Annotated in this window: 18 protein-coding genes; 11 read left to right on the top strand and 7 right to left on the bottom strand. The window is 31.9% G+C overall.

Annotation, left to right across the window (positions count from 1 at the left end):
* Nucleotides 1-15: 15 nt before the first annotated feature.
* On the bottom strand, nucleotides 16-2,454 hold the full coding sequence (locus tag N5D46_RS01335) for a carboxypeptidase-like regulatory domain-containing protein (protein ID WP_280048971.1): 2,439 nt from the start codon (nucleotides 2,452-2,454) through the stop codon (nucleotides 16-18).
* Nucleotides 2,402-4,093, bottom strand: coding sequence for a M23 family metallopeptidase (locus tag N5D46_RS01330; protein ID WP_280048970.1), 1,692 nt, complete (start codon nucleotides 4,091-4,093; stop codon nucleotides 2,402-2,404). Before N5D46_RS01330 ends, N5D46_RS01335 begins: the two co-directional genes overlap by 53 nt.
* Before the next feature lie 237 nt (nucleotides 4,094-4,330).
* Here N5D46_RS01330 and N5D46_RS01325 point away from each other — a divergent pair, with 237 nt between their 5' ends.
* The 6 genes from N5D46_RS01325 to N5D46_RS01300 all read left to right on the top strand — a co-directional run bounded on the left by N5D46_RS01325 (nucleotide 4,331) and on the right by N5D46_RS01300 (nucleotide 10,868).
* Nucleotides 4,331-5,155, top strand: a complete 825-nt coding sequence (locus N5D46_RS01325) for a hypothetical protein (protein WP_147280015.1) — start codon at nucleotides 4,331-4,333, stop codon at nucleotides 5,153-5,155.
* 121 nt (nucleotides 5,156-5,276) lie between these two features.
* The gene (locus tag N5D46_RS01320) at nucleotides 5,277-5,621 is read left to right on the top strand and encodes a hypothetical protein (RefSeq protein ID WP_019975371.1); all 345 of its coding nucleotides are present in this window, start codon (nucleotides 5,277-5,279) and stop codon (nucleotides 5,619-5,621) included.
* A 7-nt stretch (nucleotides 5,622-5,628) separates the two neighbouring features.
* On the top strand, nucleotides 5,629-5,919 hold the full coding sequence (locus N5D46_RS01315; protein WP_280048969.1) for a cell division protein ZapA: 291 nt from the start codon (nucleotides 5,629-5,631) through the stop codon (nucleotides 5,917-5,919).
* 251 nt (nucleotides 5,920-6,170) lie between these two features.
* The gene (gene rny / locus N5D46_RS01310; RefSeq protein ID WP_115001244.1) at nucleotides 6,171-7,745 is read left to right on the top strand and encodes a ribonuclease Y; all 1,575 of its coding nucleotides are present in this window, start codon (nucleotides 6,171-6,173) and stop codon (nucleotides 7,743-7,745) included.
* A 383-nt stretch (nucleotides 7,746-8,128) separates the two neighbouring features.
* Entirely contained in the window at nucleotides 8,129-9,088 is a 960-nt protein-coding gene (locus tag N5D46_RS01305; protein ID WP_280048968.1) for a ribonucleotide-diphosphate reductase subunit beta, read from the top strand.
* Nucleotides 9,089-9,167: 79 nt separating this feature from the next.
* Entirely contained in the window at nucleotides 9,168-10,868 is a 1,701-nt protein-coding gene (locus N5D46_RS01300; protein ID WP_038335663.1) for a ribonucleoside-diphosphate reductase subunit alpha, read from the top strand.
* Between the two features lie 94 nt (nucleotides 10,869-10,962).
* On the opposite strand, the gene N5D46_RS01295 is transcribed toward N5D46_RS01300, so the two are convergent.
* Together N5D46_RS01295 and N5D46_RS01290 are read right to left on the bottom strand one after the other, a co-directional pair.
* Complete coding sequence (locus tag N5D46_RS01295; RefSeq protein ID WP_280048967.1) at nucleotides 10,963-11,805, bottom strand: DUF4197 domain-containing protein; 843 nt, start codon at nucleotides 11,803-11,805, stop codon at nucleotides 10,963-10,965.
* Between the two features lie 55 nt (nucleotides 11,806-11,860).
* A complete protein-coding gene (locus tag N5D46_RS01290; protein ID WP_280048966.1) occupies nucleotides 11,861-13,447 on the bottom strand; it encodes a peptide chain release factor 3 in 1,587 nt (528 codons plus the stop codon).
* A gap of 117 nt (nucleotides 13,448-13,564) precedes the next feature.
* Here N5D46_RS01290 and N5D46_RS01285 point away from each other — a divergent pair, with 117 nt between their 5' ends.
* From N5D46_RS01285 to N5D46_RS01275, 3 genes are read left to right on the top strand one after another with little or no spacing between them, the layout of a single operon-like run.
* Complete coding sequence (locus tag N5D46_RS01285) at nucleotides 13,565-16,750, top strand: T9SS type B sorting domain-containing protein (protein ID WP_280048965.1); 3,186 nt, start codon at nucleotides 13,565-13,567, stop codon at nucleotides 16,748-16,750.
* A gap of 17 nt (nucleotides 16,751-16,767) precedes the next feature.
* Nucleotides 16,768-17,727 (top strand): PorP/SprF family type IX secretion system membrane protein, encoded by a 960-nt coding sequence (locus N5D46_RS01280; RefSeq protein ID WP_221854572.1) that lies wholly within the window; start codon nucleotides 16,768-16,770, stop codon nucleotides 17,725-17,727.
* Nucleotides 17,728-17,738: 11 nt separating this feature from the next.
* Complete coding sequence (locus tag N5D46_RS01275) at nucleotides 17,739-18,383, top strand: hypothetical protein (RefSeq protein WP_280037650.1); 645 nt, start codon at nucleotides 17,739-17,741, stop codon at nucleotides 18,381-18,383.
* 37 nt (nucleotides 18,384-18,420) lie between these two features.
* On the opposite strand, the gene N5D46_RS01270 is transcribed toward N5D46_RS01275, so the two are convergent.
* The 3 genes from N5D46_RS01270 to N5D46_RS01260 all read right to left on the bottom strand — a co-directional run bounded on the left by N5D46_RS01270 (nucleotide 18,421) and on the right by N5D46_RS01260 (nucleotide 20,665).
* The gene (locus tag N5D46_RS01270) at nucleotides 18,421-19,362 is read right to left on the bottom strand and encodes a substrate-binding domain-containing protein (protein ID WP_280048964.1); all 942 of its coding nucleotides are present in this window, start codon (nucleotides 19,360-19,362) and stop codon (nucleotides 18,421-18,423) included.
* A complete protein-coding gene (locus N5D46_RS01265; RefSeq protein ID WP_038333573.1) occupies nucleotides 19,346-19,540 on the bottom strand; it encodes a hypothetical protein in 195 nt (64 codons plus the stop codon). Before N5D46_RS01265 ends, N5D46_RS01270 begins: the two co-directional genes overlap by 17 nt.
* 177 nt (nucleotides 19,541-19,717) lie before the next feature.
* Entirely contained in the window at nucleotides 19,718-20,665 is a 948-nt protein-coding gene (locus N5D46_RS01260; protein WP_280048963.1) for a hypothetical protein, read from the bottom strand.
* A gap of 120 nt (nucleotides 20,666-20,785) precedes the next feature.
* Between N5D46_RS01260 and N5D46_RS01255 the strand changes: the two genes are divergently transcribed.
* Nucleotides 20,786-21,457 carry a hypothetical protein gene (locus N5D46_RS01255; protein ID WP_280048962.1) on the top strand — a complete coding sequence of 224 codons (672 nt, stop codon included), beginning with the start codon at nucleotides 20,786-20,788 and terminating at the stop codon, nucleotides 21,455-21,457.
* A gap of 111 nt (nucleotides 21,458-21,568) precedes the next feature.
* Nucleotides 21,569-22,540: a tryptophan--tRNA ligase gene (trpS, locus tag N5D46_RS01250; protein ID WP_280048961.1), complete on the top strand. Its 972-nt coding sequence runs from the start codon at nucleotides 21,569-21,571 to the stop codon at nucleotides 22,538-22,540.
* The last annotated feature ends 69 nt before the right edge of the window (nucleotides 22,541-22,609 follow it).

The raw sequence follows: 22,609 nt of genomic DNA, 5'->3' as shown, positions 1-22,609 counted from the left end.
GTTTTAAAAATTATATTAAAACTTAAAATTAATTTTTCCATTCAAGAAACGTCCTGTCAAATAATTTGGCATTGTGTAAACGTTGTTCGAATTTACATCACGAATCCATGAATTACTGATTTCATTTTTGATATCAAACACATTGAAAACATCTACACCAATAGAAATTTCTTTGAAATTACTCCAAAAAGTTCCTTTTGATGGTTTCAATTCTTTTTGATTGATCAATTCTTTCACAAAACCAATATCCACACGTTTGTAATCTGTCAGCGTTGTTTGATAATTATATGGATCTGCAAATTGTGGTGCTCCGTTTGGTAATCCAGAAGCATAAATCAAATTCACATTGACCTTGAAAGAAGGTAAAAACTCCATATAATCTTGGAAAAATGCAGATAATTTGAAACGCGGATCTGTTGGTAATGGAATATTTCCTTTGTCATCAATATTTTGATAAGCGCGCGCATACGAAGCCGAGAACCAAGAATCTATACCAGGAACAAACTGCCCAAATAAACGCATATCAAGTCCATACGCATAACCTTTGGAGTTGTTATCTGCCGTATAACGAATTCTTACATTGTCTACATAATACGGATTCAAATCGTTTAAGATTTTGTAATAAACCTCAGTTGTTAATTTGAACGGACGATCCATCCATTTGAATTCGTAATCGTTTCCAAATATAAAATGAATTGATTGTTGCGATTTTACTTTATCATTCAAAGAACCATCTAAACGACGAATTTCGCGATAGAAGGGAGGTTGATAATAAATACCTGTCGAAAAACGGAACAACATATCGCTTTCCCAATCTGGTTTAACAGCGATTTGAGCACGAGGCGAAACAGTTGTTTCTTCGTTAAAATCCCAATAAGCTGCACGTACACCAGCGTTGAACATCACTTTCGCATCATTCCACATAAATTTGCTTGTATATTGTGCGTAACCTGAAATACGATTGGTTTTTAAATTATTTTTTGAATTGACATAATAACTTAAATTCAAACCATTTCCTGGATTTGGATTCATAACATATCCTGCCGAATCGATTGCTTGCCATTCACCTAATAAATCACGAATATCTTCTTGTTGAAATTTTGCACCCCACTCAATATCATTGTTTCCATTGATTTTATATTTTCCTTTGTGTTGAATTCCAGCAACCAACGCATCAAAATTATTTCGTGCATGATCGATTTGCGAACCAACATCATTCGTAGAAGTAGCATGGCCTTTTTCGTCTACTTCGGAAATGAAATAAGAACCTTGAATATCAAAATATTCGCGCTCTTTCGAATGATAAGCAAAAAGGTCTAACCCTAAATCTACTTTAGAATTTGGTTGATATGTAAATGATAAACTTCCTGTTTCTGTCGCAAATTTATCATCCTCTTTTCCGTCATAAAAAACAGTTAGCAACAACGGAGTATCCATTGTGTTGATGTACGTATCACGTTTTACAGGAAACATTTCGTAGCGCGAACGTGACATTGTCCCCAAAAATGCAACATTCCATTTATCATTTAATTTATAATTGATATTGGCTTGTACATCGTAATATTCGGGATTGAAATTGGTATCACCTTTTAAGGTATTCAACACTAAATTTCTGTTTTGATAGCGCGCTCCAACAATTGCCGAAAGTTTTTTGTCTTTAGAACCTCCGCCTAATGTCAAACTTCCGCCCATTAAACTTGCTTCTAATTGTCCTTCAAATTTTGTTGGGCGTTTGTAGGTAACATCTAAAACAGAAGACATTTTGTCGCCGTATTTTGCTTCCCAACCACCAGCAGAAAAGTTGATAAATTGCGTCATCGCAGGATTTACAAAACCTAAACCTTCTTGTTCGCCAGAACGAATCAATTGAGGTTTATAAACTTCGATTCCGTTAACGTAAATTAAATTTTCGTCATAATTTCCTCCGCGAACCATGTATTGCGAACTCAATTCTGTATTCGAATTTACGAAAGGCAATGTTTTCAATAAATCGGCAACTCCGCCAGTCAAACTTGGTCCTTGTTGCATTTGTGCAGCACTCAAAACAGTACTTTGCAAAGGTTTATTTTTATTAGATTGAAAAGAAATTGTTGCTTCACCTAATTCGATCGCATTGGTTTGATCAGGAACTAATTGAACAAAAATCTCTTTCTTGTTTTTATCTTTTAGCGTAAACGTTTGTGCAAACGAATGATAACCATTGTTGTTAAAAGTTACGGTAACGGAAGAATTTGATGGAATATCTATTTTGAAATTACCATTTTGATCCGTAAAATAAGATTGATCGTTGATAATAATCTCAGCTTCACTAATTGGAATTCTATTTTCGTCGACAACTTTACCATTAATTTGCGCAGTTTGAGCAAATAAAATTCCACCCAAAAGAGATAAACTTATGGTACTAAGAAATCTTTTTGAATGTTGTAGAGTATGTTGCTGTGTTGTTTTTTTCATCTTTCACGTTTAATTCTAATTGATGGTTGCCAACCGAAATCTGTTCTTTGTTCAAATTAATTGATAATCGTTTAATTTTTTGATCATATTCGGCTAAAACCCACTTACCATCGATATAAGCTTTATAATCTTTTATCCCAGATTGTGCATCATCAATTGTAAATTTGATAATAGCATTAGCTTGAGTAAATTGACTATCTGATTTGATATTTAACGGAGTAATTGTCGGTTTAGTATTGTCAATTAAAATAGAAAAAACACCAAAATCTTTTGGATTTGCAACAAGCTTTCCATTTTTGAGCTCTGTTGTTAAATAATCTTTTTTCCAAGCACCTCTTTTTTGATATTCGCGTACAATAACAGCTTTGTCCAATTGCGCTGTCGGAATGTCAGCAGTCGGTTCTATTGCTAACGTGTAAGTTTGATGAACTGGCATATAATAATCGCCCACCCAATGTTTACCATTCGAGAATTTATAAGCTAAATCAAAATCTTCGTAGAAGATATTTTTAGGGAAAAATATTTCGATTCCATCAGATTTGAAATGATTTTCTTTGTTCCATAATATTGGATTTGTTTCAGGAAGTTTCGCAGAATCTACAAATGCTTTTCCATTAACAGTAAAAGATTGCGAAGATAAATTGCCAGCATAATCAGAAACTTCAATTTTTACTTTGTACGATTTTCCATCTTCAAGTTCTAAAATTCCATTGTTTTTTAAGTTAGAATACATTCTAACAGGATTTCCATCTTTCACAAATCCTTGATACACCCAACTGTTATTTTTCTGAATATCGCCATAATCGCAAACACTATTTATAGCTCGCGCTTCATCAAACGAAAAACGATTAGAAGTAAACGTATAAATCGGTTCATCATTCACATAAATATTAATTTGATGAACTCCATTGTTATTTTCTGCTCCATTGTGTTTGTCATAGGCTTTTACACCAAAACCTATTGCGCCAGAGGCAGAAATTGTACCTCCATTTGCCACAACAACACGATTGATTTTTTGATTCACATCGCCATAAATTGGATAAGCATATAGGCCTAAAATAGATGGTTTTCGAGTATCAGGTAAATCAAAACCGAAGTAAAAAGGATTAATTGGTTCTTCTGTTTTGGTATCACGAATTTCGAAATGTAAATGTGGACCTCCAGAACCTCCAGAATTTCCAGAAAGAGCAATCAAATCGCCCATTTTTACAGGAAGTTCGTTTGGTTTTGGATGCAATTCTATCTTAAACGTTTCGTTTGCATATTGTTGTTTGCGCACATATTCTTGCAATTCGGGCGTAAATTCTCTCAAATGGGCATAAACAGAAGTATATCCGTTTGGGTGATCGATATAAAGTGCATTTCCATAACCTGTTGGCGAAATATTAATGCGAGAAATGTAACCGTCTCCAACCGCTTTTACTTTCAGACCTTCTCGTTGTTGAGTTTTGATATCAAGCCCAGCGTGGAAATGATTGGCACGTAATTCTCCAAAATTACCAGCTAAATAATTGGTAATTTCTAAAGGATTTTGGAAGATGTTTTTTGGATATGTTTCAGATTTTGGTTGTTCTGATCGTTGTCCAAAAACAACAGAACTTAGTAATAAGTTTAGGAAAATTGGCTTAATCACTTTCATTTTTTCTTTTCAATAATTAACAAATCAGTTAAAAGTAAACTAAATCTTTTACAAACCTCCTTAATCTTTTGAATTTCTGAAAATTATTTGGAGATAAATTTTTGTAAAATAAAATTAAATAAATGATTATCAATATTTTGTATTTGTAAAATAATAAACAAGTAAAAGAAAAGGATTTTAGTGAATGATTGAGAAATGATGAAAGTAATTTTAAAATCAAACATAAAAAACATCATCATGAGAAAAATTATTTTAGCACTTTTTATAGTTGTTTCTATCGTAAGTTGTAATGAATACAAAGGTTCAGAAAGTAATGCAGAATTGGCTGCTGATGCGAAAGAAGAAGTTGCGGTTTCTAATGCTGCAAATTTAGAAGTAGAAGGGAAGGTTTTTAAATCGAATGCGTTGATCGAAATGAAAGTAAAAGATGCGATGAAAGATGCGGTTCAAATCGAAGAAAATGCGATTTCGTTGAATGGATTTGTTTTGAATAGTGAAATGATTAATCAAATTTTAGATTCGGATATAGTTGAATTATCTGAAGAAAGCGTGAAGAAAATAGACAAAATTCAACGTTCTTATTTGATTGAATTGAAAGTTCCGTCAAATAAATTGCGTGAGCATGTCAAATTTGCAGTGGATAAAGGAATTATTATCGATCATATTTTGATTAATAATGAAGAAATGACCTTTGAGAAATATGAAAATGAGTTGAAAAATGAAAACAATAAAGCAATGAAAATCTCGAAACAAATCGAAAATAAAGTGAATAAAGCGTTGATAAATGATGCTACTTCTTATGCGACTATTGCGTATCAATTATCAGAAGAACCACGAGTTGTAACGAATATTTTACCACAAACTGATTTGAAAGCTTATAGAGAAATCAACTTAGGATATGAGTTAAAACAAAGTTGGAAAGATGGAATGTATTATTTCAAATCAATTTTGATTATTTTCTGTCAATTTCTGCCAACTATTCTTTCGGTATTGTTTTTGTTTTTTAGTATCAAGTATGTTGTGAAAGTAGTGAAGAATAGAGAAACGAAACAAAAAATGTAAGTAAATCTCTATTTGTCAAATGAATAAGAAAAAACTGATAATATTTAGGTTTTTGTATTGATTAGAAGTAAAAAAATACTATTTTTGCAATAGAAGCTAGAATAATTGAAATTCTCAGGAGATGGAAAAAATGGTAAAATTTAATGAACTTGAAAACAAAGTTTTAAGTGTTTTAGGCCAACTTGGGAATTATAAAGATATATTGAAGGGCGCTGAAAACTCGATACAAGAATTGGAAAAATTGCAAAATGAAATCAATTCTCTAAAAGAAGAAAATGCCCGATTGAAAAATAAATTGAGAGATTCGCAAGCGAATAACTTAAATTTAAATGAGGAAGTAAAACGATTAAAAGTCGTTAATGCAATGAGCGGAAATCAGGAGTACAAACAAATGATGAAGCAAAGAATGAACAAATTAATAAAAGAAGTCGATACGTGCATCGCTCAAATTAAAACTAATAATTAATAAAAGAATGTCAACTCAACGAATTGAGATAAAAATTGCTTCACGTCATTACCCAATGACGATTAATTCTGACGAGGAAGAAATGTTACTTTCTTGTGCAGAAGTAATAAATGGTATTTTGAAACAATTTGAACAAAAGTACGCTGTTTCTGACAAACAAGACGCGCTTGCAATGGTGACAATTCAGTTAGCTTTACGTGAAGCAAAGCTGAAAAAGCAAGTGAAAGATAACGAAGAAATGACAACAGAGCGCATTTCGAAGTTATTAGAATTGATTGATCAGTCAATCGCAAAATAAGAGAAGTTCTGACAGTTGTGAAACTGTCCACTAAACAATATTCCTACATTAGTTCTAGCTATTTTGGTTAACTCAACACTAGTTTTGTTACCGAGTGAACACCGTTCGGAAAGCGGGCCGCAACCTTTTAGGTTCATTTATTTGACAGCGGATACTTGACTGACGGACTAACTCAAATCCTGTTTACAGGAGTTAACTCAAAACATACTTTACTAATGTAGGTTTTTTTATATATAAACATTACATAATCTATGGACCCAATTATGACAATAATTATTGCAATTGTTACATTAATCATAGGTGCAGCGGTGGGATATTTCTTATCAAAAAAATCAGTTGATAAACAGAATCAAGAACTGATTGACGAAGCAACTCGCAAAGCACAAAATTTGATTAATGATGCTGAGAAAGATGGTGAAGCCATTAAAAAAGAGAAAATTTTTCAAGCCAAAGAAAAATTTTTAGAATTAAAATCTAAACACGAAGAAGTTGTTAATCAACGTGAAAGAAAAGTAGCTGATGCTGAGCTTAAAGTAAAAGAACGTGAAGAGAGAATCAAAACGGACTTAGCAGAAATTCAGAAACAAAAAGATCAGATTAAATCTGAGAAAGGAAATATACAAGCACGTACAGAGAAGCTTAACATTAAGCAAAAAGAAGTGGATACGATGCACAAAAAACAAGTAGAAATCCTTGAGAAAATTTCAAACTATTCTGCTGATGAAGCACGTGCTGAATTGATTGAAGTCTTGAAAGACGAAGCAAGAACGAAAGCACAAGCTCATATCCAAGAAATTATGGAAGAGGCTGAATTGGATGCGAAAAATGAAGCGCGTAAAATTGTGATTTCTTCTATTCAACGAATCGGAACAGAGCAAGCGATAGAGAATGCAGTTTCTGTGTTTAACATTGAATCTGATGAAATCAAAGGACGTATCATTGGTCGTGAAGGACGTAATATTCGTGCAATTGAGGCTGCGACTGGAGTTGAGGTGATCGTTGATGATACGCCAGAAGCGATTATTCTTTCATGTTTTGATCCTGTTCGTCGTGAAATTGCTCGTTTATCTTTGCACCGTTTAGTAACGGATGGGCGTATTCACCCAGCACGTATTGAGGAAGTTGTGGCAAAAACAACAAAACAAATTGAGGATGAAATTATCGAAGTTGGTAAGAAAACAATTTTAGATTTGGGAATTCACGGTTTACACAAAGATTTGGTTCGTATTGTTGGACGAATGAAATATCGTTCTTCTTATGGTCAAAACCTGTTACAACACTCTCGCGAGGTGGCAAATTTGGCAGGAACCTTGGCTGCAGAATTAGGGTTAAATCCTAAGTTAGCGAAACGTGCAGGTTTATTACACGATATTGGTAAAGTTCCGGAGCAAGAATCTGAATTGCCTCACGCAATTTTGGGGATGCAATGGGCAGAGAAATATGGAGAACATCCAGACGTAATTAATGCAATTGGAGCTCACCACGATGAAATAGAGATGACTTCTTTAATTTCGCCACTTATACAAGTTGCCGATGCAATTTCTGGTGCTCGTCCAGGGGCTCGTCGTCAAGTTGTGGAATCGTATATGCAACGTCTGAAAGATTTAGAAGCTACGGCTCTTAACTTTGATGGTGTAGAAAAAGCATACGCGATTCAAGCTGGTCGTGAGTTGCGTGTGATTGTAGAAAGTGATAAAGTTGATGACACAAAAGCAGCTGAATTATCGTTCTTAATTTCGGATAAAATTCAAAACGAAATGACTTATCCAGGTCAAGTTCGTGTAACTGTAATTCGTGAAACACGTGCAGTAAATATTGCAAGATAAAATTTAGAATTTAATCATATTCTTTAGGCAAGTCTACAACAAGGCTTGCCTATTTTTTTTTGTTAAATTATAGAAAATTAATCCAAGTTATAGTTGTTATTTTGATAAAAATTATTAAATTATAACGAATAAAAATTCAAAAATAATTAATTAATAATCAAATAATTAACAACTTGTTGATAACCTTTTTAATTTTTAAGATTACAAAATTTTTAATTGTAAAATCTTATCTTAATTTTGAAAGAATCGATGAGTAATTGAAACGAAAATGTAACCCTATTGAGGTTCAAATTTCTAAATAAAATAAAAGAACCAACTTCATTTATTTTGATGAAAGAATTCGTTTTTACCAAAGTTTATTAATCTAAAAAGTCCAAAAAACTATGTCTATTTTTGATAAAAGGGTAAATTATAAACCATTTGAATATCCTGAAATTTTAACCTTTACAGAAGCAATCCAAAAAGCATATTGGGTACATGGAGAAGTAGATTTTACTTCGGATATCCAAGATTATCATGCAAATTTAGATGATGCGAAACGCGAAATTCACAAACGTTCTATTTTATCAATTGCGCAAGTTGAGGTAACGGTAAAAGGATTTTGGGGAGATTTATATCACTATTTTCCAAAACCAGAATTGAATGGATTAGGTGCTACTTTTGCAGAATGTGAGTTTAGACACAGTGAAGCGTATTCGCGTATTTTGGAGGTAAATGGATATTTGGATGAATTTAATGTAGCCTTACAAAATCCAATTTTCAAAAGCTATAATACATTTGTTGGCGAAATTATGCGCGACGAGAGCAAATCAATTGTAGAGAAATTATTGTTCTTTGCATTGGTTATTGAAGATAGTTCGTTGTTCTCGAAATTTGCAAATATTTTGGCATTTACACGTTTTGATGGTTTAATGAAAAATACTGCAAATATCATTGCTTGGACATCTACAGATGAGCAAATTCACGCAAATGCTGGAATTTATTTGATTAATAAAATTCGTGAAGAAGGATTATTACCAGACGAATTAGATCAAAATTGGGTAGAAACTGCTGTTCGTGGATATATCGATCAAGAAGAAATGATGTTAGATTGGATTTTCGAGAAAGGAGAATTTGGTTATTACTCAAAAGCAGATTTATTAAACTATATGAAATACCGTATTGATGAAGCGATTGCTAAAATTGGTTACAAAAAAATATTTCATATTTCACAAGAACAATATAAGCCAATGGCTTGGTTTGAAGAAGAAGTTTTTGCAAGTAGCTTAGACGATTTCTTCGCAAAAAGACCAGTAGATTATACTAAACACGACAAAAGTATTTCGGCAGACGATTTATTTTAAACCGTCGAAACTTTTTATCAAAAACACAACTATAAATAAAATTATTTAACAAAATCACATCATTATAAATTCTAAAACTATGGACAATCCAATACCACACGACGACATTCAAAACATATTTTTTGACGGTGAAGCACCAAAATTATGGTGGAAAAACTCTGAATCAGAACAAATTTTGAATAGAGGTTATTTATTGAAAGGAGAAACAGTTGAAGGAGCTATAGATCGTATTACAGCTGCGGCTGCAAAGCGTTTATACAAACCAGAATTGCAAGAATCTTTCAAAGAAATGATAGAAAGAGGTTGGATGAGTTTATCATCTCCAATTTGGGCTAATATGGGAACAGAGCGTGGTTTACCAATTTCTTGTTTCAATGTTCATATTCCAGATAGTATTGAAGGAATTACGCATAAATTAGGAGAAGTTATCATGCAAACTAAAATTGGTGGTGGTACTTCTGGTTATTTTGGTGAATTGCGTGAGCGTGGAGCAGCAATTACAGATAACGGAAAGAGTAGTGGTGCTGTTTCGTTTATGGAATTGTTCAATTCTGCGATGAATGTGGTTTCTCAAGGTTCTACACGTCGTGGAGCTTTCGCAGCTTATTTGGATATTGACCATGATGATATCGAAGAATTTTTGAAAATTAAATCGATCGGAAGTTCAATTCAGAATTTATTTTATGGTGTTTGTGTACCAGATTATTGGATGCAAGAAATGATTGATGGAGATGCGGATAAACGTCAAATTTGGGCGAAAGTTTTAGAATCACGTCAAGAAAAAGGATTACCATATTTATTCTTTACAGATAACGTAAATAAAAATAAACCACAGGTTTACAAAGATTTAGGAATGTCAATCAACGCTTCTAATCTTTGTTCAGAAATTATGTTGCCTTCATCTGCTGATGAATCATTTATTTGTTGTTTATCTTCTATGAACTTAGAGTTATACGACGAATGGAAAGATACTGAGGCAGTACGTTTAGCAATTTTCTTTTTAGATGCAGTTTTACAAGAATTCATCGAAAAAACAGAAGGAAATCATTATTTAGCATCAGCTAATCGTTTTGCAAAACGTCACCGCGCATTAGGTTTAGGAGTATTAGGATGGCACTCTTATTTACAACGCAACATGATTCCTTTCGAAGGGATGGAAGCGAAATTACGCACAACAGAAATTTTCAAGCATATTCAATCTAAAGCAGACAAAGCTTCAGAAGAATTAGCACGTATTTATGGAGAACCAGAAGTTTTAAAAGGTTATGGTCGTCGTAATACGACAACTTGTGCAATTGCACCAACTACGTCTTCTTCTGCGATTTTAGGACAAACTTCTCCAGGAATTGAGCCGTTTGCTTCTAATTATTACAAAGCAGGTTTATCGAAAGGAAATTTTATGCGTAAGAACAAATATTTGACAAGATTATTACGTGAAAAAGGAATCGATAACGAGGATATTTGGCGCGAAATCATGTTGAATGGAGGTTCTGTGCAACATTTAGAGCAATTGACAAAAGAGGAAAAAGATGTGTTCAAAACATTCAAAGAAATTTCTCAATTAGAAATTGTTCAACAAGCAGCAATTCGTCAAAAATATGTAGATCAGTCACAATCATTAAACTTAAATATTCCACCAGATTTACCTGTGAAAGAAGTTAACCGTTTGATGATCGAAGCTTGGCAATTAGGTGTAAAAACATTGTACTATCAGCGTTCACAATCAGTTTCTAAGGAATTAGTTGCAAACTTAGTTTCTTGTTCTTCTTGTGAAGCTTAATAGGAAATGATATATTTTATTACAAATAGAAAATCCGCTCTTTTGAGCGGATTTTTTTATTGAAAGTCATCTTGAAATTTATCTCAAAACAAATTTACTTTTTACTGTCTTGTGCTCCAAAAACCTGCTGTAACAATGATGTTGTACGCAATGCTTTATTTCCACGAATTCCTTCTTCTTTTTCTGCAACCATGTTAAACACACCATTTATTGTTTGTTGTGTTACATATGCATTCAGATTTGGATCAATTTGGTTTCCAGTTAACGTATTATACTTTGTAATCAAATTATTCCAAACTTTATCCGCACCAACTTTTCCCAAAGAAGCTTCCACTTTTGGTTGAAAAGCCTTTGTTAAATCAGATGTTGTTTTTAGTTTTAAATAATTTGTAGCCGAATTATTTCCTCCTACTAGAATATCTTTCGCATCTGTAATGGTCATCGATGTAACTGCATTTACAAAAATAGGAGCAGCTTCAGAAACAGCATCTTCAGCAGCAGAATTCAATAGTTTGATTCCTTTATCTGCCAAACTTCCCATTCCTAAAGAACGCAAAGTTTTTTCAACATTTTGTAATTCTTCTGGCATCAAGATTTTTGCAACCGAATTATTATAAAAACCATTCTTTTGACCCAATGATTTTATTCCGTCGGTTAATCCTAATGACAAAGCTTCTTTCAATCCAGAGGCAACAGTTGCGTTAGATAAACCATTTAACTTTGTTAAGGATTCTGCAGAAATTGTTTTAGATTCTGTTGAACCATTTACAACTTTTATTGAATCAACTTTTACTGTTGAATTATTTTGTGTTGTCGTTTGAGTGTTTACTTTTTCGACTTCTTTTTTTAATGTTCCAAAAATTGATTTCAAATCTTGTGCTTTTGAATTTACTGCAAACGCTGAAATCAATGTTAAACTTAATATGATCTTTTTCATTTAGATTTTTTCTAAAAAATATTTCAGTTGGTTAATTCAATTATCTGACCAAAATTTAAAACTCACTTACAAAATGTAATTTCACTGATGGAAATTTGTCTTGTGTCATTTGTATTGTAAAAGCAGAATCAGCTAAAAATACCAATTGATTGAATTTATCTCTTGCTAAATAACGTTGTTTAACACGTTTGAATTCTAAGAATTCTTCTGATTTTTCATCTTCAACTTCTACCCAACACGCTTTGTGAACAGAGAAAGGTTCGTACGTTGCTTTTGCACCATATTCGTGCTCTAAACGATATTGGATAACCTCATATTGCAGTGCACCAACGGTTCCGATAACTTTACGATTATTCATTTCTAATGTAAATAACTGCGCAACACCTTCGTCCATTAATTGATCAATTCCTTTTTCCAATTGTTTTGCTTTCATTGGATCAGCATTGTTGATGTAACGGAAATGTTCTGGCGAGAAAGCAGGAATTCCTTTGAAAGAAAATTTTTCACCTTCTGTCAACGTATCACCAATTCTAAAGTTTCCTGTATCGTGTAAACCAACGATATCACCCGCAAACGATTCGTCAACCACTTCTTTTTTATCAGCAAAGAAAGCATTTGGCGCAGCGAATTTCATGTTTTTACCTTGACGAACATGGAAATAGTTGGTATTACGTTCAAATTTCCCAGAAACGATTTTGATAAACGCTAAACGGTCACGGTGCTTAGGATCCATATTTGCGTGAATTTTGAACACGAAGCCAGAAAATTTATTTTCGTAAGGTTCGACAATTCTCAAATCTGTTTCTTTAGATTGAGGCGTTGGAGCGATATCAACGAATGCGTCTAACAATTCGCGAACACCAAAATTATTAAGAGCAGAACCAAAAAATACAGGTTGTAAATTTCCGTCCATATATTCTTTCATATCAAATTCTGGATAAACTCCATCAATCAAATCAATTTCATTACGAAGATTTTCTGCGTAAGTTGTTCCAATTAATGTGTCTAAATCTGGACTTGATAAATCTTCAACTTTCGTTGTTTCAGAAATTTTTTGTTTATTATCTCCAGAAAAAATATTGATGTTTTTCTCCCAAATATTATAAATTCCTTTGAAAGTTGCTCCAATACCAATTGGCCAAGAAAGAGGTGTTACTTGTAAGTCTAACTTTTGTTCAACTTCGTCCATTAAATCAAACGCATCTTTTCCTTCGCGGTCCATTTTGTTAATGAAAACCAACATCGGAATTTTGCGCATACGACAAACTTCTACCAATTTGATTGTTTGTTCCTCAACCCCTTTTGCAACGTCGATTACCACAATTGCAGAATCTACGGCAGTTAGGGTACGGAAAGTGTCTTCGGCGAAATCCTTGTGACCAGGCGTATCTAAGATATTAATCTTTTTTCCTTTATATTCGAATGCTAAAACTGAAGTAGCAACCGAAATACCACGTTGGCGTTCAATTTCCATAAAATCGGAAGTTGCTCCTTTTTTAATTTTGTTACTTTTTACTGCTCCAGCTTCTTGAATTGCGCCTCCAAAAAGTAATAACTTCTCTGTTAAAGTTGTTTTACCAGCATCGGGATGGGCGATAATTCCAAAGGTTTTTCTTTTATTTATTTCTTGTTCTAAAGACATCTTAATCAAATTTTCAGGTTGCAAAGATAGTTTATCTCACGAAAATTAGAAACATTATGGTTGATAGAATATTCTAAAGTAAATTGCGTTATTCTAAAAATAGTTGACGAAAGACGTATGAAAAAGATATTTTACTTTTTATTGTTGATGATTAGTGGGATTGTTTGGGGGCAGATAAGTGAATTTAATAATCTATGTACAAACAATTCTAACTTAAGTTTATCTACAGCTTATCAGAATATTGAATTTAAAACAGCCATAAAAGATAATAGTAATGGCGTTTCGTGTAGAAATGATGAAAATGATAAATACAAAAGTATAAATTATTATAAAGTAGTTTCAGGAGGTAGTTTTGAGTTTAAATATAATTTTACAGCAATCAATCCTGTTAATTTTCAAGTTTGGATTTTATCAGAAAATGAATTGAATAATTTTTTCTTTAATAATAAAACACGTTATAATTCTGTAAGAAGTTCTTTTAGTGATAAAAGTAATGATAGAGGATTGTTTAGTTCTGAAACTGATGAATGTGAATATTATGATAATATTAGAGGAAATGATGCTGATGGTGAATTAAAACCAATCGATGTAGTTGCTGGACAATATATTGTAATAGGATTTGTAAGTCGTGATTCTAATGCAAAAATTAGTTTTGTTACTCCGGGAGGTACAGCAATTGTATGTGAACCAGAGCCAATTAGTGGAAATACAGAATTGTCAGGTAAATGTTTTAGTGAAGTTTATACCATTTCAGAAGTTAAAGATAAAGTCAAATCACAAATTTCAGTAGATCATTCACAAATAGTTGATGTAAATAAAATAAAAATATTTAATTCAGTTACTTCTACAGATGAAATTACAACTGATATTAATTCTTCTATAGGATTAGGGCATACTTATATAGCCAAAGTCTATGATAATAGAAATGTAGAGATTTATAGATACACAGTTACTATTAATTTTAAAGCAGGATATAATTTCTATTTTACGGATTATACGTATGAAGTTTGTGGGAAAAATTATGTTGTTAATTATAAAGATATTATCGAGAAACACGTGACGGATTATACAGATGTGAATAATTTTAGAATTAATTATGTTGAATATGGAGGTGTAAGATATTCTGATGGTCAAACAATAAACTTTAGTGATGATCTTGTGAGAATGAATGTTTCTATCACTTATATAGGGACTGATTTATGTGAGAGTACAGATGATTTTCAAATCGATATTCGAGATGTCAAACATTATAATTTATATACACCAGAAATAATTACAACATGCAATTCTAAATTCACTATTAATAAATTTGATTTAAGAATTAAAACTCAGGTTATTAATGATGAAGATTACGATTTAAAATTTTATTTATCTGATGGAACAGAAGTTTATGAGAATAATGAAATAGATATAATTTCAGGTCAATTAAACTTAACATATCAAGCAGTTCATTATAGAACGGGATGTTTGGGTGAGAAAGGCACATTAATAATCAAACAAACCTCAAAAGCAAATATTCTTCCAGCAGAAATAAAAGATATTTGTTTAGCAGATTTTACACAAATCCATGTAGATAATACAATTGATAGAATTCAAAATGGTAACAACTATAACCTAAAGTATTATCAAGAAGATAGTTTAGTTGAAATTACAGATTTATTTACATATATCAAAACAACTAAAAATGGAAAAATCATTGTAAAAGCTTTGGCAGCTGATAATGGAAATACAATTTGTGATACAGTTGTAGAATTAACATTTAATTTAGACGAATCTAATTTCGACAAGATTGATAATATTCCAACTTTAAATTCTACATGTGCTGAAGTAGGAGCAGGTTATATGTTTGCTAAAGCTGATATAGAGAGTTATCTAAAAACAGTTTTAGGAACTTCAGTTTCTGCATTCCAAGGAATTTCTAATGAAACGCTTGCAGATAATCAATCCAAAACAATTTCGTTTAAAGTTCAAAAAACGGGTGAATCTTGTTGGTCAGAAGAAATGATATTAAAATTACAAGTGATTACGAAACCAAATGTAACAGATACTACACAAGAATTAACGGCAGATTGTGATGATAAAATTACAATAGACGATCAAGTATTAAGTAATTTGTTTGGAGCAAATTCTATCATAGATTATGACTCCGAAATTTTGCATAATAATTCAACGCCATTAATTTTTGTAGGTGGGAAAGCAACGATTAAAGTTCGTTTTAAAAATAAATTAGACAATTCGTGTTTTGTCGAAAAAGAAATTATTATCAATGAAAAACAAGATTTAATTGTTGATGTTCCTTCATTAGAAAGTTATACAAAAGCGAATCCAATTGTTTTTTGTGAAGGTGAAAACGATGATGCGAAAACTCAAATTCAAGCAATTTTAGATTACATTCAAACTAATTATTCTTTAACAAGTTCTAAAACAAAAGATCAAATTTTTGATCAATTTAATTCTAATCAAGGTTCAGTAGATGTTGATTTTTATAATTTGGACTATTGTGGTGTGATTACCTTAAAATTAAACTACAAGAAAAATTCTTTACCTAATATCGAGGTTGAAAATCCAGATCCATTGTGTACAGGAGAAAAATATAAGTTAGATTTTACAACTCAAACAGATTACGATAAGTATTATTATGAGGTAGAAAAAGAAGATGGAACTAGAATTTTAGGAACATATATTTTTGAGCTTGATGCAGGTAATTATAAAATTACAATTGAAGATAAATTATCGGGTTGTTCTATTGTTAAAACGTTAGTTGTTTCTCTTTCAGTATTGCCTACAATTGATAAAATTACAATCAACGAAAAAAGTATAATTGTTTCTGCAAAAGGAAATGGAAAGTTAGAATATGCGTTGTTTGATTCTGATGGAAAAGTAATTGTAGATTGGCAAACAAAGAATGAATTAATTATTCCAGATAATATCAAAAATAATAATTTTACAGTAAGAGTAAGATTGAATAATTGTGGAGTTTCGGAGCGTAAAAATGTTATTTACCTTGCTTTACCAAATGTTGTAACACCAAATAATGATGGTTTTAATGATATTTGGCAACCAATGACAAAAGATGGTAAAGTTACCGATACATCAAATTCGTACAAATTGATTATTTTTGACCGTTACGGAAAACAGATATTGACACAAGAAGGAACAGATATTATAAAATGGGACGGAACGCTAAATGGTAAACCTGTTGCAGATGGGACATATTGGTATTTGTTAGAATTCTCGAAGCAATCAGATGATTTGCAAGTTTTATATTCTGGAAGTATATTAGTAAAACGTAAAATCAAATAATTGATTGAAAAATATTTATGAAAAAAATAACACTATTCATATTAACACTATTTTCACTTTCGAAAATAGAAGCACAACAAGGGTTACCGTTTTACAATCATTATTTGGTGAGCGATAAAATGTTAATCAATCCATCGTACGCAGGACAAGACCCGAATGTGATTTCTATAACAGGAACGCATCGCAATCAGTGGGACGATTTACCTGAAAGTCCAAGTACACAAACGGTAAGTGCTCACGGAATTATTGTAGATCGTTTGGCGTTGGGAATGCAATTTTTCAACGATAGAAATGGGGCAGTTAAAATGACTGGTTTCGGAATTAATGCAGCATATCACATTCCTATTGATGATAGAAGTTATGATGGAGACGAAATCAATGTTTTCTCTTTCGGTGTTGGTGCTTCTAATGTTTCGCAACGTTTTGATTATTCAAAAATTATCGCAGAAGATCCGAATGACCCTGCTTTACAAGAAGATAAATATTCTACATATTTTGCGAATTTGGGATTATCTTTCAAATATGCTGGTTTCTCCGCTGGAGTGTCGGTTTTGGATATTCCGTTAAGCCAAAATGTGTATTATGTGAACAATGTAGAGCCTTTGCCAACGTGGTATTATTTCAATGTTGGATATAAATGGAACGTTTCCGAAGGAATTGCGTTAGAACCTTCTTTGGTGTATAATTTGAACTCGAATTCGGAGCGTCATTTGGATATAAACTTGATGTCGCATATTGGTTTTGGAGACAATAATCAAGGCGTTGATATTGGAGTAGGGTACAAGCAAGGAATGGATTCTAAAAATAGCAATCCGTTGTTTGTTTCACCAATCCTAAAGTTTAAAGTTGGTTCTTTAAAAGCTGGAATTTCCTACGATATTGGTTTATCAGATTATCAAGTTGATGGTCGCAAGAACGGAATGTTATTTAGTTTAGGTTTCGATTTGCAAAACCCTTGGGGAGCAAGATTTGATTAATATTATGAATAATGAATAAAATTTTACTTTTAGTCCTATTTATTGTTGGTTGTTCATCTTTTAGTTTTTGTAAGTCAAGTCCAGAAACTAATTTTTGGAATTGGTTTAAAAAAAATGAAAAATACATTTATGATAATATAGATAGCAAAGAATTACAATTAGAATTGTATGATAAGATTAGAAATGAATTAGTAAAGGTTGATTCAAATTTAGCTTTTAATTCAAGTCCAATATTAGAAAATGGGAAAAGAGAATTTACGATTTCGGCTGATGGTTTAAAAGAGAGTTTTGTATCAGTTGAAAAACTAGTTAAACAATCTCCGAAATTCAAAAATTGGAATATTATTGCTTTTCGCCAAAGAATTGGTAATGATAATTTAGGAATTCGTTACAATGATTATGAAATATCTTATGATGATTTGTATTATAAATCGTCTATAAATGAAGGTTTATATGGAATAGATTTATACATCAAGAATTTTGATGGTAGTGGACAAATGCAAAATACAATTTATATTTTACTTGATGCTTTGTTAGGAGAATATGACACAACAATGCGTATAGATTGGATTGAATGGTATAGTTTGAATGAAGAAAATCTGTCTAATTTCAAACATATAATAGAATTAAGAAAAGAGATAGATAATAGAAAATAACCAAAAAAAACCTTCCATTTCGGAAGGTTTTCTGTTTTTATTGTAAGGGTTGTTCTAGATTATTAATTTGAACTTCACGTTTATAAATATAATAAGGTTGAAGACTTTCGCGTGTTACAATTTTTTGTCCACGTTGCGAACCTGCAAACCTTGTGAAACCAGCTCCAATTCCGAAACCAACTTCATTTTTCAAAATATAAATTTGACGATAAAAAGGATAAACACCATATTTCAAATTCGGAATAGTTGGCAATGCTAAATTTCCTTTATCATCTGCAATTGATAATATTTTTACCTTTTTAAGATATTCTTCAACTTTTGGATTTCCTTTGTCACTCAAAATATTTAATCCAATAATTCCGATTGCAGTTTTATCTTTTTGCACAAAGTCAATCACTTTTTCAGCATCACCCATCGCTGTTACTTTCGCTCCATTTTCTACAGATAATTTTAGTTTATCATTTATTGTATTGAAATTCGCTGAGTTTGGATGATCGTAAACAAACGTTATTTTCGGATCTTTTTTGTATAAATTGTCCTTAATATTATTTACCGTAATAGAATTGATTGGATTATCAACAGAAGTAATAAAAACTGTAGCGTCCAAAGCAATTACAGACGAAATATATTTGGTTGTTGTTTTGTTGAATAAATGTTGTTGTTGTGCTTTTGTAAGCGGTTTACTTACCATTAACAGAGGGATTTTACCTTCGTAAAAATCTTTGATTGCTTTTTCTTCAATTTCTTCGTTAATCGTAATTTTCACATCTGGATAATCAACCATGTACATATCTGCCAACGACTGCGCTAAATTTTTAAAACTTGGATCTACCGTCATTGCCAAATCTCCATATTCGTGCAAAGCGCGCTTTACAGCAGTTTTTTGTTCTGCTTTTGTTGGTTTTTCCTTGTCTTTACAACTAAAAGTAGAAAAAATAAGAAAGGCCGAAAGTGAAAGTAAACTAATTTTCTTGATCATTTTTATAAGATTTTATACCGCGATAAACACGAAAAGCGCCATAAACAATAAATAAAATACCCAATAACATCGCTTTTGTTTCATCTAATTTGATGATGAAAAACTGATATTTCCAAGTAAAAATTCCGATCAAAAAATAACCGAAACCAATCAATCCGTAAACAATATTCTTATTCATAATTCGCGACGAAGTTACAATTTTATTGTGTTAAGATTGACTTAAAACTTAAATTTTATACGACAAATATGCATTTAAAGGAACTTTTTCTGAATAGATATTCAATTTCTTAAACAATAGAAACCATCACACTCAAAAAAATGAATGCAATGGTTTCAGAAAGAAAAGTATTATTAATTATTCGTTTGTTTGAAATCTAACCGGAATTGAGAAAATTAAATTTGCATCAGAACCATCTTCTAATTTTGCAGGCGTTATTTTTTTACCTTTTCTTAGAATTTGTTTATTAATTCGCTCCAACGCAGATTTAGCTTCTTTCCCTAAATCTTGATTACTTCCGCTCAATGGTTTTACTTGCGATATTTCTCCATTTTTGTTCACAATAAATTGCATTTTAGCAACGGCTGTGCCTAGGTTTTTCAGAGAAGCAGTTTCGGCAAAATCACTTAATTCTCCACCCAACTCTTTCGAGATTTTATCACTCATACATTTTGTCAATGCAGCATTTCCTTTTTTGCTTTCGCTTTCACAACCCGGATAAATAGCCATTACCGCAGCATTTTTCGCTGTAATTGCAACATCAGGTTTTTTAAGTTCTAGAGTTTTTGGTCCTTCTGGAATGTCCGTATTTTGTTTACCTATTTTATTTCCTTCAGGACTTTCTTCACCACCGCCAACTTGACCTTTAGAAGGATCTCCATCTCTATTAAAAAGACCTAAATCTACTTTTTTCAGTTCGTCAACAGATTTTATAGTTTCTTCAATTTTCGGACTTTCTGTTGGAGTCGGAATAATGTGTTTCGCCTGATCTGTTTTCAATTGAATTGTTTTTTCTTCCATCGGTGGATCTTCTTTTGGAGGAACAACTTCTTCAACTTTTTTATCGGGAGGAGGAGGAGTTACATCATCTAAAATAACAATTACACCATCACCTTTTTTTGTTATTTCATTATTCATTGTTCTATTATTTGCATAAATAGTTCCACCAGTAATTAATGCAACAATACCAATCCCTACAAAAAGAGATTTCATCAAATCTTGGCTTGCAACTTGTCTCAGTTGATAAGCACCATATTCTTTGTTTCGATTTTCGAAAAGAATGTCTAAAAAAGCTTTGTTACTCATATCAATATAATCTAAGGTTAATGAATCTTTTTCTTTATAGATTCATCTTTTTGTAAAAAGGTTGGTTGAGGTTTGAAAAATTTTCGAAAAAAGTTTAATTTTATTGAAAAGTAGATTTTTATGCAGCTACAAATTGATAAAAAATGCAATCAGAATTGGAACGAAATGGCTGATACAAACGCACAACAAAAGTTTTGTGATGTTTGTTCAAAATGTGTTCACGATTTGGATCATTATTCATTCAAAGAATTAAAAACTTTTCTGAATGATAATCCTACCGCTTGTGTAAAAATTAAAACCAGAAATTTAGAACAGTTTAATTCATACGAAGCTTCAAAATCTATTTCTAATCAATCCAAAAGATGGTTACAGCTTTCTTCTTTAGTTGGATTTTTAAGTTTTTCAACTATCACAAAAGCACAAACCGAAAATGACTCGATTGTTGTACAAGGTTTATTGTATGATACAAATGGATTCCCTATTTCGGATGCAGAAATTAAGTTGAAAGAAAGTAACAAAATATCAGTTACAAATCAAGATGGGAAATTTGAACTTAAAGTTCCTAAAGGACAGTCAAATTACGAAATTGAATACAAAGAATATTCTGTTGATAAAATTCAATCATTCACTTTTAGTAATCCCGAAGTTTGTCAAAAAATTATAAGTAATAACGAAGCAAGTGAAGTTACTTTAGGAGCTACTGTTGTAAGTTATTATAAATCTCCAACTATTTTAAGAAAAGTAGGTCGCACAATCACTTGGCCATTTCGACAAATTGGGAAGCTTTTTTAGTTCATCCATATGTTTTTCGTCATTCTTGTCAATTAATTCAAATAAACTTCTCGTTACAATTGGTGCATTTCGTTGATTAAGTTTATCTTTGCTCCTTAAATTTTTAAACAAATGCCAAGAATACTTACAGGAGTTCAAGCTACTGGAACTCCGCACTTAGGAAATATTTTAGGAGCAATTTCTCCCGCAATCGAATTAACGGAGAAAGAAGGAAATGACTCTTTCATTTTTATTGCTGATTTACACGCTTTAACGCAAATAAAAGATGCGGAAGTGTTAAAACAAAATACGTACGAAGTGGCTGCAACTTGGCTGGCATTAGGTTTAGATCCTTCGAAAGTAGTTTTTTACCGTCAATCTGATGTGACTGAAACAACAGAATTAACATGGTATTTATTGAACTTCTTTCCATTTCAACGTCTTACTTTAGCGCATTCTTTCAAGGATAAAGCGGATTATTTAGCAGATGTAAATGCTGGATTATTTACGTATCCAATTTTGATGGCTGCGGATATTTTATTGTATGATGCAGAAGTTGTACCAGTTGGTAAAGATCAATTGCAACATTTGGAAATTACACGTAGTGTTGCCGAAAAATTCAATCACCAAATGGGAGAAACTTTTGTTTTACCGCAAGCAGCAATCGACGAAAATATTATGTTGATTCCTGGAACTGATGGAAATAAAATGTCTAAATCAAGAAATAATTTTATCAATATTTTCTTACCAGAAAAACAATTGCGCAAGCAAGTAATGTCGATTGAAACGGATTCAACGCCATTAGAAGATCCAAAAAATCCAGATACAGACAATGTTTTTGCTTTATACAAATTATTGGCAACGCCAGAACAAATAGAGGAAATGCGTCAAAATTATTTGAATGGAGGTTACGGATATGGTCATGCAAAACAGGCTTTATACGAATTGATTTTAGAGAAATATGCTGATGCGCGTACTAAGTTTGATGAGTTGATGAATGATAAAGTGACTTTGGATGCATTTTTAGAAAATGGAGCATTGAAAGCAAGAGATGTTGCACAAAAAGTATTGAAACGTACACGAAACAAATTGGGATTGAAGTAATTTGATCCAATTGTAAGTTGGCGATAAATAATATAACTTAAGTGATTGTTAATATTTATATCGTTCATT

This window comes from Empedobacter sp. GD03865 (genome assembly GCF_029840775.1).
Taxonomy (GTDB): Bacteria; Bacteroidota; Bacteroidia; order Flavobacteriales; family Weeksellaceae; genus Empedobacter; species Empedobacter falsenii_B.
The sequence above is the reverse complement of the archived record's forward strand: the minus strand, read 5'-3'. Positions and strand labels throughout refer to the sequence as shown.

Excerpts from the sequence above, each read along its gene's own strand:
- N5D46_RS01335 (WP_280048971.1), bottom strand. The coding sequence starts at position 2,454 with ATGAAAAAAACAACACAGCAACATACTCTACAACATTCAAAAAGATTT.
- N5D46_RS01330 (WP_280048970.1), bottom strand. The coding sequence starts at position 4,093 with ATGAAAGTGATTAAGCCAATTTTCCTAAACTTATTACTAAGTTCTGTT.
- N5D46_RS01325 (WP_147280015.1), top strand. The coding sequence starts at position 4,331 with ATGAGAAAAATTATTTTAGCACTTTTTATAGTTGTTTCTATCGTAAGT.
- N5D46_RS01320 (WP_019975371.1), top strand. The coding sequence starts at position 5,277 with ATGGAAAAAATGGTAAAATTTAATGAACTTGAAAACAAAGTTTTAAGT.
- N5D46_RS01315 (WP_280048969.1), top strand. The coding sequence starts at position 5,629 with ATGTCAACTCAACGAATTGAGATAAAAATTGCTTCACGTCATTACCCA.
- rny (WP_115001244.1), top strand. The coding sequence starts at position 6,171 with ATGGACCCAATTATGACAATAATTATTGCAATTGTTACATTAATCATA.
- N5D46_RS01305 (WP_280048968.1), top strand. The coding sequence starts at position 8,129 with ATGTCTATTTTTGATAAAAGGGTAAATTATAAACCATTTGAATATCCT.
- N5D46_RS01300 (WP_038335663.1), top strand. The coding sequence starts at position 9,168 with ATGGACAATCCAATACCACACGACGACATTCAAAACATATTTTTTGAC.
- N5D46_RS01295 (WP_280048967.1), bottom strand. The coding sequence starts at position 11,805 with ATGAAAAAGATCATATTAAGTTTAACATTGATTTCAGCGTTTGCAGTA.
- N5D46_RS01290 (WP_280048966.1), bottom strand. The coding sequence starts at position 13,447 with ATGTCTTTAGAACAAGAAATAAATAAAAGAAAAACCTTTGGAATTATC.
- N5D46_RS01285 (WP_280048965.1), top strand. The coding sequence starts at position 13,565 with ATGAAAAAGATATTTTACTTTTTATTGTTGATGATTAGTGGGATTGTT.
- N5D46_RS01280 (WP_221854572.1), top strand. The coding sequence starts at position 16,768 with ATGAAAAAAATAACACTATTCATATTAACACTATTTTCACTTTCGAAA.
- N5D46_RS01275 (WP_280037650.1), top strand. The coding sequence starts at position 17,739 with ATGAATAAAATTTTACTTTTAGTCCTATTTATTGTTGGTTGTTCATCT.
- N5D46_RS01270 (WP_280048964.1), bottom strand. The coding sequence starts at position 19,362 with ATGATCAAGAAAATTAGTTTACTTTCACTTTCGGCCTTTCTTATTTTT.
- N5D46_RS01265 (WP_038333573.1), bottom strand. The coding sequence starts at position 19,540 with ATGAATAAGAATATTGTTTACGGATTGATTGGTTTCGGTTATTTTTTG.
- N5D46_RS01260 (WP_280048963.1), bottom strand. The coding sequence starts at position 20,665 with ATGAGTAACAAAGCTTTTTTAGACATTCTTTTCGAAAATCGAAACAAA.
- N5D46_RS01255 (WP_280048962.1), top strand. The coding sequence starts at position 20,786 with ATGCAGCTACAAATTGATAAAAAATGCAATCAGAATTGGAACGAAATG.
- trpS (WP_280048961.1), top strand. The coding sequence starts at position 21,569 with ATGCCAAGAATACTTACAGGAGTTCAAGCTACTGGAACTCCGCACTTA.